Consider the following 11,692-nt stretch of genomic DNA (forward strand, 5'->3'; position numbering starts at 1 on the left):
GGACAGGCCGCGCGGCGAGGTGGGGCCGGGAGTCAGCGGGCCGTGCAGGTGGTGGTTGTGGACGGGGGGGTTGCCGGTGCCCTGGAAGCCGAACTCGGTGGTGCCGCCGGCGGGGACCGTGCCGTTGTACCCGACGTTCGTGAAGGAGACCGCGCCGCTGGTGCCTGAGGCGGTGGCGCTCCACGTGTTGGTCACGGCGCTGCCGGTGGGCAGGGTGAGGCCGGCGGTCCAGCCGGTCAGGGCGGCCGAGCCGGCGGTCACCTTGACGGTGGCGACGAAACCGCCGGTCCAGGCGTTCACCGTGACGGTCGCGGTGCAGGCGCGGGTGCCGGAGGACTGGCTGGCCGACGGGGACGGGGACGCCGACGACGATGTGGACGGCGACGGCGACGACGTGGAGCCGCCGAGGGCCGCCAGGGTGGAGGTGTAGGCCTGCTTCGGGTTGCCGTTGGCGTCGAAGAGCAGCGGGGTGCCGCTGGCCCGCCACGAGTCGCTGTCGCGGATGCCCCACACGGTGATGCCGTTGCACCGGGTGACGGCGAGGCAGTCGCGGACCACATTGGCGTACGTGTTCGCCTGCGTGGTGCCGGAGCCCTCGATGTCGAGCTCGGTGATCTGCACGTCGACGCCGAGATCGGCGAAGTTCTGCAGGGTGGTGCGGTAGTTGCTCGGGTACGGCGAGCCGCTGTTGAAGTGAGATTGGAAGCCGACGCAGTCGATCGGCACACCGCGCGCCTTGAAGTCCTTGACCATGTTGTAGACGCCCTGCGTCTTGGCCCAGGTCCAGTTGTCGGTGTTGTAGTCGTTGTAGCAGAGCTTGACGGCCGGGTCGGCGGCGCGCGCGGTCTTGAACGCGTCCTCGATCCAGTCGTTGCCGGTGCGCTGCAGGTTGGAGTCGCGGCGGCCGCCGTTGCTGTCGTCGAACGCCTCGTTCACCACGTCCCAGGAGTCGATTTTGCCCTTGTAGTGGGTCATGACCTGGGTGATGTGGTTCTTCATGGCGTTGCGCAGCGCGGTGCCGCTCATGCTCTGCATCCAGCCGGGCTGCTGCGAGTGCCAGGCCAGCGTGTGACCGCGGACCTTGGCGCCCATCTCGTTGGCACGGGTGATCAGCCGGTCGGCGGTGGTGTAGTTGAACTGGTTCTGCTGCGGTTCGAGAGCGTCGATCTTCATCTCGTTCTCGGCCGTGACCGAGTTGAACTCGCGGTTGAGGATGCTCGAGTAGGTCGCGTCGCTCAGCTTGTTGATCGAGACCGCGGTGCCGAAGTAGCGGCCCTGCCCGGCGGCGGCCGACCCGAGGGTGCTGGCGGCGTCGGCCGAGGGGGAGAGGACGGTGAGCGCGCCGGCGGTCAGGGCGCCGGTGGCCAGGACGGTGAGGATCGCGCGGGATCGTCTCATGGGGAACTCCAGTCGGGGATCTGGAAGGGCATCGACGGGGATCGACGCCACTCCGGAACGCTACCGACATGTTCCGGAAACCTCAACCGGTTCAGTCGATGAATCGCCAGGCAGTCACGTCCGAAACTTTCGGAAGATCACTCGGAGGAGAGCAGGGCCGCGGCGACCGCCCGGGCCGCCGCCGCAGCGTCCCCGCCGGCGGCGTGCACGACGACCGTGGCGCCCGTGTCCGCGCCCAGCGACATCAGCCGCAGGGCGCTGCGGGCGCTCGCGGACCGCTCGCCCACCCGTACCTCGATCTGGGATTGAAAGGAGGCCGCGGCCCGGACCACCGCGCCCGCCGGGCGGGCGTGCAACGCGGCCGGAAGGACCACCGGGATCTCAAAATTTGGGGACATCGCGGGCCTCCCGGGCGGCGTCGGCGACCGTCGCGAGATCGGCGCCGGTCGAGGCGAGGACCGCGGCGGCCACCGCGCCCTCGACGAACGGGGCGTCGGCGAGGAGCGGGCCGTCCGGCAGATCGGCCAGCACGGCACGGGTGGTCAGGACGGCGCTGCCCAGATCGGCGAGGATCAGCACCCCGGCCCCGGCGTCGGCACGGGCGATCGCCGCCTCGATCAGGTCGGCGCTGGTGCCCAGGCCGCCGTCGCCGGTGCCGCCGGCCGGTTCCACCCGGACGTCCGCGCCGGCCACCTGGGTGAGCAGATCGCGGACGCCGGACGCCAGCGACGAACTGTGTGAGACGAGCACGATCCCCACGTACGCCATGGAACCCGATGGTAGTCACCGAAAGCCTTGGCCGAATCGCTCAGCGCGACCATGCTGTGGGGAACGAGGCGCGACCATGCTGTGGGGAACGAGGCGCGACCATGCTGTGGGGACGAGGCGCGACCATGCTGTGGGGAACGAGGCAAAGGAGCCGGCCGTGAAGAAATTCATCAACGATCCTGCCGACGTGGTCGCCGAAGCGCTCGCCGGCCTCGCCGCCGCCCACCCCGAGTTGCGTGTGGACGTGACCGGGCGGTATGTGGCCCGGGCCGCCGCGCCTCGCCCCGGCAAGGTGGCGCTGGTGTCCGGCGGCGGTTCCGGGCACGAACCGTTGCACGGCGGTTTCGTGGGGCCGGGGATGCTCGACGCCGCCTGCCCCGGCGAGGTCTTCACCTCCCCGGTTCCCGACCAGATCCTGGCCGCCACCAAGGCCGTCGACGGCGGCGCCGGGGTGGTCCACATCGTGAAGAACTACACCGGTGACGTGATGAACTTCCAGCTCGCCGCGGAACTCGCCGCCGACGAGGGGATCACCGTCGAGACCGTGCTGGTCGACGACGACGTGGCGGTGGAGGATTCGACGTGGACGGCCGGCCGCCGCGGCACCGGCGCCACCCTGCTGGTCGAGAAGATCGCCGGGGCGCTCGCCGAGGAGGGCGCCAAGCTGGGTGAGGTGGCCGCCGCCGGCCGCGAGGTCAACGCCGCCTCCGCCTCCTTCGCCTACGCGCTGACCGCCTGCACCACGCCCGCCGCCGGACGGCCCGGCTTCGACCTGCCGGACGACGAGATCGAGGCCGGCGTCGGCATCCACGGCGAGCCCGGCCGCCGGCGCGAGAAGCTGCGCCCGGCCCGCGAGCTGGTCCGGTCGGCTCTCGACGCGATCCTCGAAGCAAAACCCCTCAACCCCGGCGACCGTACGCTCGTGCTGGTCAACGGCCTGGGCGCGACCCCGTTGCTGGAGCAGTACCTGGTCTTCGGCGAGGTCGCCACGGTGCTCGCCGAACGGGGCGTCCAGATCAGCCGCCGCCTGGTCGGCAACTATGTGACGAGCCTCGACATGGCCGGCCTGTCGATCACCGTGACCCGGCTGACCGACGAGATGATCCGGTTGTGGGACGCCCCGGTCCGTACGCCCGGGCTGCGCTGGGGAGTCTGACATGGACGCCACCCACCTGGACGTCGCCCTGGCCGTCGCCTGGCTGCGCGCGGCAGCCGCGTCGGTGACCGCCGAGACCGGCCAGCTCACCCGCCTGGACGCGGCGATCGGCGACGGCGACCACGGGGTGAACCTGGCCCGCGGCTTCACGGCCGTGGCCGCCACCCTGGACGGCGCCGGGTCCACCGCGGTCGGCGACGTCTTCGTCCGGGCCGGCGCGACCCTGATCTCCAAGGTCGGCGGCGCGTCCGGCCCGCTGTACGGCACCGCCTTCCGGGCCATCGGCAAGGCGCTGCCGCCCGGCGCCGCGTCGGCCGACCTCGCCGACCTGGCCGCCGCCCTGCACGCCGGACTGGACGCGGTCCGCAAGCTGGGCGGGGCCGAACCGGGGGACAAGACGATCGTGGACGCCTTCCGCCCGGCGCTGGACGCCTTCGAGGAGGCGGTGGCCGGTGGCGCGGCCCTGCCCGAGGTGGCGGCGTCGGCGGCCCGGGCGGCCGGGGAGGGGGCCCGCGCCACGGTGCCGATGACTGCCCGCAAGGGCCGGGCATCCTACCTGGGCGAGCGCAGCGCCGGTCACCAGGATCCGGGCGCGACCTCCACCTGGCTGATCTTCCAGGCTCTGGCGGACGTGACCGCGCCCTGAGGTCCCATCGGCCCCACCCGTCAATCGCGTGGAGTTGACACCGGTGTGGCCTTTTCGGCTCCAAACTACGGAGGTGGGGCTGAGCAGGATCTTCGAGGACCGGTCGCTGCGTACCAAGATCGGCGTGGCGGTGATGATCGCCACGCTGAGCGGCATCCTGGTCGGCGGCCTGGCCGTGAAGACGATTCACGACCTGAACGAGGACGGCGCAGCGGCGCAACGGCGGTCCCTGGCCGTCGCTTCGGCGATCAGCTCCTACAGCACGAACGTCGAGGCGATGTCCGGGAGCATCACGGCGCTCCAGCTCTACCCCCATCTCGCTGGGCGGATCAAGGGGGAGATGGCGGAGCACCAGGAGGCGGTCGCGGCCGCCCTCGGCACTCTCAACACCCACCTGCCCGGCGACGAGGCGGTCGCCAAGGCCGGGAGCGACTGGGCGGACTTCCTGGCCTTCATCAGCGAGTACCGCGGCAACGGGTCAGCCGCGCAACGTGCGGCGGCGCTCCAGCAGTACGACGAGTTGCGTGCCACGCTCGCCGTCGACCAGGCCGCCCTCCAGCAGCGCGGGGTGAACATAGCCGAGGAGAGCATCAGCGATGCGAAATCCGACGGCAAGCGGGCCGCGTGGACGGTCGGCATCGTGCTCGCGATCGGTGTCCTGCTCAGTCTTTTCGTCGGATTCCGGGTCGCGTCCCGGGTGGGCAAGACCGTACAGGCCGTCTCCCGGCTGGCGGACAAGCTGGCCGAGGGCGATCTCACCGGCACCTCCGGGGTGCGCAGCCGGGACGAGATCGGACAGATGGCAGCGTCGCTGGACGAGGCCGTGGGCCGGCTCCGCTCCGACGTCGTGCAGCTGGCCGGGAACGCGACCACCCTTCAGAGCGCGGCCGACCGGCTCAGCTCGGTCTCCGGGGCGGTCAACGCGGCCGCCAGCGAGGCGTCCAACCAGGCCGGCACGGTCGCCGCCGCGGCCGACACGGTGTCGCACAACCTCCAGGTCGTCTCGGCCGGCTCGCAGGAGATGGGTTCGGCGATCCGCGACATCAGCGTCTCCACCTCGGAGGCGACCGAGGTGGCCGCGCAGGCGGTCCGGGTCGCCTCGGACACCAACGCGATCGTGGCCCGGCTCGGCGCGTCGTCCGAGGAGATCGCCACCGTGGTCAAGGTGATCACCAGCATCGCCGAGCAGACCAACCTGCTGGCCCTGAACGCGACCATCGAGGCGGCCCGGGCCGGCGAGGTGGGCAAGGGTTTCGCGGTGGTCGCGGGCGAGGTGAAGGACCTGGCCCAGGAGACGGCCAAGGCGACCGAGGACATCTCCCAGCGGGTGCAGGCCATCCAGGCCGACACCAGTGGGGCGGTCACCGCGATCGGTGAGATCTCCGAGATCATCCAACGGATCAACGGCATCCAGCTGACCATCGCCTCGGCGGTCGAGGAGCAGACCGCCACCACCCAGGAGATGAACCGGACCCTCTCCGAGGCGGCCAGCGGCGCCGGCGACATCGCCCAGACCATCGGTACGGTCTCCGACGCGACCCGCCGCACCACCGCCACCGTGGGCGAGACCCGGACCGCGGCCGACGACCTGACCACCACGGCGGCCCAGTTGCAGTCCGTGGTCTCGCGTTTCCGCTACTGACATCTGGTGCGCGCCCGCGGGAGCTGACACTGTGGATGGCATGTACCCGCCCGAGCCCTGGCATCTGCGCGGTCAGATGTATCTGTCGGTCTTCCTGCTGCCCGCGGCACAGGCGCCGGCGTTGCCCCCGGTCCTGGGCGCCGCGGTGCGCCCGCTCACGGTCGGCGGCCGGGTCGCGGTCGGCGCCGCCTGGGTGTCGTACGAGCCGGGCGGCGTCCTGCACTACCGGGAGCTGCTCAGCGCCGTCCTGGTGCGCGAGGGCGGCCGTCCCCGGGTGAGCATCACCGACATCTGGGTGGACAGCGTCGCCTCCCGTGAGGGCGGCCGCCGGCTCTGGGGCATCCCCAAGGAGCTGGCCGAGTTCACCCTCGACGCGGAGAGCGACCCGCTGGTCGACGCCACGATCACCGAGCCCGGGGCGGGCGGCCCGTTCTGTTCGGCGCTGGTCCGGCTCAAACGGCGGATGCCGGGCCGGTTCCCGCTCGGGTTCACGGTGGCGCAGGCGCTCGGCGAGCACGTCAAGCGGACCCCGGTGCGGGGCCGGGCCGGCTTGCGGACCGCGTCGGCCGCCTGGCGTCCCGAGCCGGACGGCCCGCTCGGCTACCTGGCCGGGCGGCGGCCGGTGCTGACCCTCGCGATCACCGACTTCTGGCTGGTTTTCGGGCGTTCCGCCGAGGACCGGGCGAAACGCCGCGAGCGTTCGGCGCCCTGACCCGCTCCGGGTACGGTTCGGCAGGACTTTCCGCCGACCGCTACGAGGAGCACGATGAGCCCGGCCGACCACCATCACCACGCGCACGGTGACCTCCCCGAGTTCCCCGGCGCCCGGCGGCTCACCCTGCTCATGCTGATCCCGGCGGTGCTGATCACCCTGGTCGGCATGTTCCTGCTCTGGCCGGGCGACACGTCGGTGGCGGCCGGGGGCGGCGACGGGCCGGTGCAGGTGACCGGTGAGGTGGTGGCGGTCCAGCCGGCCCCGTGCCCGCAGGTGCCGGAGGGCGACCAGCCGCTGGAGAACTGCGGCACCGTGTCGGTCCGGCTCACCAGCGGCGCGGCGTCGGGCACCCAGATCACCACGGACGTCCCGAACGGGCCGGGCGCGCCCGAGGTGGCGGCCGGCGACGACGTGGAGCTGCTCCAGCTCAACGCCGAGGGCGAGACGACGTACGCGATCTCCGACCACCAGCGCGGCGCCGAACTGTGGGCGCTCGGCGCGGCGTTCGCGCTGGCGGTCATCGCCTTCGGCCGGTGGCGGGGGGTCACGGCGCTGGCCGGGCTGGGGGTCACCTTCGGCATCCTGGTGTGGTTCATCGTGCCGGCCATCCTGGACGGCCGGTCCCCGGTGCTGGTGGCGGTGGTCGGCGCCGCCGCGATCATGCTGATCGTGCTCTATCTGACGCACGGGTTGTCGATGACCACGACCATCGCGGTGGCCGGCACCCTGGCCAGCCTGGCGATCACCGCGATCCTGGCCGCGATCGCCACCGGGGCGGTGCACCTGACCGGCGTCGCCGACGAGACGTCCAACTTCCTGACCATCACCCAGGGCGATGTGAACATGCGCGGCCTGCTGCTGGCCGGCATCGTGATCGGCTCGCTGGGCGTGCTGGACGACGTGACGGTCACCCAGTCGGCCACTGTCACCGAGCTGGCGACGGCCAATCCGGCGTACGGGTTCCGCCGGCTCTACGGCGCGGCGACCCGGATCGGCCGGGCGCACATCGCCTCGGTGATCAACACGATCGTGCTGGCGTACGCGGGCGCCTCGCTGCCGCTGATGCTGCTGTTCGCGGCCGGCGACACCCCGGTCGACGAGCTGCTCACCACCCAGCTCATCGCGCAGGAACTGGTCCGCAGCGCGGTCGGCACGATCGGCCTGGTCGCCGCGGTGCCGATCACCACGGCCCTGGCCGCCCTGCTGGCCACCCGCCGGGCCCGGCCGGTCACCCCGCCGCCGGAGCGGGTGGAGCGGCCGGTCGAGGACCCGTGGGCGGCATTCGTGGACCGCGCGGATCAGTAGCACTTCTTCCAGGCCACCCGGTAGAGCGTGTTGATGGCGGCGTCGGTGGAGTCCATGGACAGGAAGCTGGTGTGCTTCCGGCTGTCCGACGACCCGCGGTTCACCCGCAATTCCGTGTTGATGTTCAGGTACTTCCGCTCACCGCACGGCAGATAGTTCAGTGCGGTGATCGCCACCTTGTCGGTGCGCTGCCAGGAGTCCTCCATCGGGCCTTTGAAGTTGTGCTCGCTACGGGCGGTCTGGGAGTGGCCCTGGAAGTAGTAATTGGCCGCCTGCTGGCCGTACGCCCCGTTCCGCAGGCTGGCGTATCCGCGGTAGTCGGCGCTGGCGATCGCGAAGGTGAATCCGCCCGGCACCTTGATGTTCAGTACAAGCTGGCAGTTCTTCCGGAAATCGAGCGGCGTGGCGGTCGGGCCGACCAGCGCCGTGTAGGTCGAGTAGGTCACCGTGAACGCCGTGTAGTCCGGTGACACCTGGATCTGCGCGGTTCCGGACGGGCAGCCCGAACCGTTGGCCGACACCACGTCGATCACCATCATCTTGTCGTTGTTCGGCGCGAATTCCGGCTGTGCCTGGGCCGGCGCGGAAACCGCGAGTGCCCCCAGAAGCGCGGTTCCGGCCGTTATCGAACGCAACATGACAATCCCCCGGTCTGTTTTTGCGGAATCGGAGAATGGCCTGAGAAAAGGCCAGAGAATCATTTCCGATTTTCCAACGGTAGCGATCGGGAGAACCGCCGGGAGCGAGCTGTGGAACACGTGTACCGCAGTTCGGAGAAAGGCGGCTGATCGGCCGGATTCGCGCAAACGCCGCCCAGCCTCGTGGGTGATGTGCTAGGAGCCCAGGCGCCGGGCCAGGGCGGTGTGCCGGCGGCCGGCGCCGACCGTGCGCACCGCGGCGGCCAGGGCCCGCCGGGAGCCGACCAGCACCACCAGCCGCTTGGCCCGGGTGATCGCGGTGTAGAGCAGGTTGCGCTGCAGCATCATCCAGGCGCTGGTGGTCAGCGGGATCACCACGGCCGGGTACTCCGAGCCCTGCGAACGGTGGATCGTGATGGCGTACGCGTGGGCCAGCTCGTCCAGCTCGTCGAAGTCGTAGTCGATCAGCTCGTCCTCGTCCGTCCGTACGCTCAGGGTCTGCTCCTCGGGCGACAGCCCGGTGACGACGCCCACCGTGCCGTTGAAGACTCCCGCGACCCCCTTGTCGTAGTTGTTGCGGATCTGCGTGACCTTGTCGCCCACCCGGAACACCCGCCCGCCCACCCGCCGCTCCGGCAGCCCCTCCCGGGCCGGGGTGAGTTGCTGCTGGAGCAGCGTGTTGAGCGTGCCCGCGCCGGCCGGCCCGCGATGCATCGGGGTGAGGATCTGCACGTCCCGGCGCGGGTCGAGGCCGAACTTCTTGGGAATTCGGGTGCAGGCCACGTCCACGGTGAGCCCGGCGGTGGCCTCGGTGTCGTCGCACGGGAAGAGGAAGAAGTCCCGCATCCCGTCGAACACCGGCGGCCGTCCCTTGTTGACCCGGTGCGCGTTGGTGACCACACCGCTCTCGGCGGCCTGCCGGAAGATCTGGGTGAGCCGCACCCGCGGGATCACCTCGGCGGTGAGCAGGTCGCGCAGCACCTCACCGGCGCCCACCGAGGGCAGCTGGTCGACGTCGCCGACCAGCAGCAGGTGCGCGCCCGGCGGGATCGCCTTGACCAGCTTGTTCGCCAGGATCAGGTCCAGCATGGACGCCTCGTCGACGACCACCAGGTCGGCGTCGAGCGGGTTGTCCCGGTCGAAGGTGGCGTCGCCGCCCGGTTGCAGCTTGAGCAGGCGGTGCACGGTGGCGGCCGGGTGACCGGTCAGCTCGGCGAGCCGCTTCGCGGCCCGGCCGGTCGGCGCCACGAGCTGGATCTTGGCCTGCTTGGCCACGGCGAGTTCGACGATCGATCGTACGGTGAAGCTCTTGCCGCACCCGGGCCCGCCGGTCAGGACCGCGACCTTCGACGTGAGAGCGAGCCGGACGGCCTGTTCCTGCTCCGGCGCGAGACTGTTGGAGGTCCGCTGCTGCAACCAGGCGAGCGCGCGGGCCCAATCCACATCGGCGAAATGCGGCATCCGATCCGCTTTGTCGTGCAGAAGGCGGATGAGGGTCGAGGAGAGGGACTGCTCCGCCCGATGGAACGGCACCAGGTACACATCGTCGTCCTCGCGCACCACACCCTCCTCCTCGACCAGCTCGTCGAGGCAGGTGGGGATCAGCGAGCCCGGCACGTCGAGAATCTTGGCGGCCTCGGCCGTCAGCTCCGGGGCGGGCAGGAAGCAGTGCCCGTTGTCGGTGGCCTGCGACAGCGTGTGCTGGAGGCCCGCCTTCACCCGTTCCGGGCTGTCGTGCGGGATGCCGACCGCCTGCGCGATCGTGTCGGCCGTCTTGAAACCGATGCCCCACACGTCGGCGGCCAGCTTGTACGGCGAGTTCTTCACCACGGAGATGGACGCGTCGCCGTACTTCTTGTAGATCCGGACGGCGATCGAGGTGGACACCCCGACCCCCTGGAGGAAGACCATCACCTCCTTGATCGCCTTCTGCTCGGCCCACGCCGCGGTGATCTTCTTCGTGCGTTTCGGGCCCAGCCCGGCCACCTCGACGAGCCGCTCCGGGACGGTCTCGATGATCTCCAGGGTGTCGAGTCCGAAATGGTCCACGATCCGCTCGGCGAACACCGGCCCGATTCCCTTGACCAGGCCGGACCCCAGGTAGCGGCGCAGTCCCTGAATGGTCGCGGGCAGCACCGTGGTGTACGAGACGACCTCGAACTGCCGCCCGTACTGGGGATGCGACGACCACCAGCCGCTCAGCCGCAGGCTCTCCCCGGGCTGCGCGCCGAGCAGCGACCCCACCACGGTCAACAGGTCGGTGCTGCTCTTGTGGGCGACCCGGGCCACCGTGTAGCCGGTCTCCTCGTTCACATAGGTCAACCGCTCCAGGACGGCCTCGAGGACGTGCGGCGGGCGGGCGGGCGATTCTGGTGGCACGCGCCCATCGTGCCCGCAGGGGTGGAACGAGTCGAGTCCCGGCCCCTAACGTGATCGCCATGGCGCTCTTCGACCTTCCCCTCGCCCAGTTGCGCGACTATCGCCTCGACCGTCCCGAGCCGTCCGGGTTCGATGAGTTCTGGGACGGCACTCTCGCCACCGCCCGGCGGCTCGCCCTGCCGCCCAAGCTGCACGAGGTGCGCACCCCGCTGAGTGGCATCACGACGTACGACGTCACCTTCACCGGCTACGCGGGCCAGCCGATCCGGGCCTGGCTGAACCGTCCCTCCGGCGTACCGGGGCCGCTGCCGGTGGCGGTCGAGTTCATCGGGTACGGCGGTGGCCGCGGCCTGCCGATCGACTGGCTGACCTGGGCCAGCGCCGGGTACGCCCACCTGGTCATGGACACCCGCGGGCAGGGCGGCGCCTGGCGAGCCGGCGACACCCCCGACCCGGACGAGCACGGCGCCGGCCCGTCCACCCCGGGATTCCTGACCCGGGGTGTGCTGGCGCCGGAGACGTTCTACTACCGCCGGCTGATCACCGACGCGGTCCGGGCCGTGGAGACCGCCGCCGAACTGCCCGGCGTCGACGCCTCCCGGCTCGTGGTGACCGGCCGGAGCCAGGGTGGAGCGCTCGCACTGGCGGCCGGTGGCCTGGCCCCGGACCGGGTCTCGGCCGTGGTGTCCGGCGTACCGTTCCTCTGCGACATCCGGCGGGCCGTCACGATCACCGACAGCAACCCGTTCCACGAGGTGGTCCGGTTTTTGCGGGCCAACCCGCTGGCCGCCGAGCGGACCCTGGACACCCTGGACCACGTCGACGCGGTCCACTTCGCCCGCCGGATCACCGCGCCCGCCATCCTGTCGGCGGCGCTGATGGACGACGTGTGCCCGCCGTCCGGGGTGTTCGCGGCCTATCACGCGATCCCCGGCGACAACAAGCACATCGAGGTGTACGAGTGGGACGGCCACGAGGGCGGCCGTAGTTACTTCGACGTCACGGCGCTGGAGTTCGTGGACGATCGCCTGAGCTGAACCCTATG

The 11,692-nt window shown here is 71.1% G+C and carries 11 protein-coding genes; 6 read left to right on the forward strand and 5 right to left on the reverse strand.

What is annotated here, in order from left to right:
- From KZ829_RS41280 to dhaM, 3 genes are all read right to left on the reverse strand, one after another.
- The coding region (locus KZ829_RS41280) for an endo-1,4-beta-xylanase (RefSeq protein WP_220149288.1) at positions 1-1,398 on the reverse strand (1,398 nt) is incomplete at its 3' end.
- Positions 1,399-1,535: 137 nt separating this feature from the next.
- Positions 1,536-1,796 (reverse strand): HPr family phosphocarrier protein, encoded by a 261-nt coding sequence (locus KZ829_RS41285; protein WP_220149289.1) that lies wholly within the window; start codon positions 1,794-1,796, stop codon positions 1,536-1,538.
- A complete protein-coding gene (dhaM, locus tag KZ829_RS41290; RefSeq protein ID WP_220149290.1) occupies positions 1,780-2,166 on the reverse strand; it encodes a dihydroxyacetone kinase phosphoryl donor subunit DhaM in 387 nt (128 codons plus the stop codon). Before dhaM ends, KZ829_RS41285 begins: the two co-directional genes overlap by 17 nt.
- Positions 2,167-2,323: 157 nt before the next feature.
- On the opposite strand from dhaM, the gene dhaK reads away from it, so the two are divergent.
- The 5 genes from dhaK to KZ829_RS41315 all read left to right on the forward strand — a co-directional run bounded on the left by dhaK (position 2,324) and on the right by KZ829_RS41315 (position 7,630).
- Positions 2,324-3,322 (forward strand): dihydroxyacetone kinase subunit DhaK, encoded by a 999-nt coding sequence (dhaK, locus tag KZ829_RS41295; protein WP_220149291.1) that lies wholly within the window; start codon positions 2,324-2,326, stop codon positions 3,320-3,322.
- A gap of 1 nt (position 3,323) precedes the next feature.
- Complete coding sequence (gene dhaL, locus KZ829_RS41300) at positions 3,324-3,968, forward strand: dihydroxyacetone kinase subunit DhaL (protein WP_246637123.1); 645 nt, start codon at positions 3,324-3,326, stop codon at positions 3,966-3,968.
- 73 nt (positions 3,969-4,041) lie between these two features.
- Positions 4,042-5,610, forward strand: coding sequence for a methyl-accepting chemotaxis protein (locus KZ829_RS41305; RefSeq protein ID WP_308285884.1), 1,569 nt, complete (start codon positions 4,042-4,044; stop codon positions 5,608-5,610).
- 40 nt (positions 5,611-5,650) lie between these two features.
- Positions 5,651-6,322 (forward strand): acetoacetate decarboxylase family protein, encoded by a 672-nt coding sequence (locus KZ829_RS41310; protein WP_220149292.1) that lies wholly within the window; start codon positions 5,651-5,653, stop codon positions 6,320-6,322.
- A gap of 54 nt (positions 6,323-6,376) precedes the next feature.
- A complete protein-coding gene (locus KZ829_RS41315; RefSeq protein WP_220149293.1) occupies positions 6,377-7,630 on the forward strand; it encodes a YibE/F family protein in 1,254 nt (417 codons plus the stop codon).
- Here KZ829_RS41315 and KZ829_RS41320 read toward each other — a convergent pair.
- Positions 7,624-8,268, reverse strand: coding sequence for a DUF4360 domain-containing protein (locus KZ829_RS41320; RefSeq protein WP_220149294.1), 645 nt, complete (start codon positions 8,266-8,268; stop codon positions 7,624-7,626). The genes KZ829_RS41315 and KZ829_RS41320 overlap by 7 nt on opposite strands.
- A gap of 195 nt (positions 8,269-8,463) precedes the next feature.
- The gene (gene recD2, locus KZ829_RS41325) at positions 8,464-10,647 is read right to left on the reverse strand and encodes an SF1B family DNA helicase RecD2 (protein WP_220149295.1); all 2,184 of its coding nucleotides are present in this window, start codon (positions 10,645-10,647) and stop codon (positions 8,464-8,466) included.
- Positions 10,648-10,706: 59 nt separating this feature from the next.
- On the opposite strand from recD2, the gene KZ829_RS41330 reads away from it, so the two are divergent.
- A complete protein-coding gene (locus tag KZ829_RS41330) occupies positions 10,707-11,684 on the forward strand; it encodes an acetylxylan esterase (RefSeq protein WP_220149296.1) in 978 nt (325 codons plus the stop codon).
- Positions 11,685-11,692: the final 8 nt, after the last annotated feature.

This window comes from Actinoplanes hulinensis, from assembly GCF_019429605.1.
Classification (GTDB): domain Bacteria; phylum Actinomycetota; class Actinomycetes; order Mycobacteriales; family Micromonosporaceae; genus Actinoplanes; species Actinoplanes campanulatus.

Coding starts and splice junctions, on each gene's coding strand:
- KZ829_RS41285 (WP_220149289.1), bottom strand. CDS start 1,796: ATGTCCCCAAATTTTGAGATCCCGGTGGTCCTTCCGGCCGCGTTGCAC.
- dhaM (WP_220149290.1), bottom strand. CDS start 2,166: ATGGCGTACGTGGGGATCGTGCTCGTCTCACACAGTTCGTCGCTGGCG.
- dhaL (WP_246637123.1), top strand. CDS start 3,324: ATGGACGCCACCCACCTGGACGTCGCCCTGGCCGTCGCCTGGCTGCGC.
- KZ829_RS41310 (WP_220149292.1), top strand. CDS start 5,651: ATGTACCCGCCCGAGCCCTGGCATCTGCGCGGTCAGATGTATCTGTCG.
- KZ829_RS41315 (WP_220149293.1), top strand. CDS start 6,377: ATGAGCCCGGCCGACCACCATCACCACGCGCACGGTGACCTCCCCGAG.
- KZ829_RS41320 (WP_220149294.1), bottom strand. CDS start 8,268: ATGTTGCGTTCGATAACGGCCGGAACCGCGCTTCTGGGGGCACTCGCG.
- KZ829_RS41330 (WP_220149296.1), top strand. CDS start 10,707: ATGGCGCTCTTCGACCTTCCCCTCGCCCAGTTGCGCGACTATCGCCTC.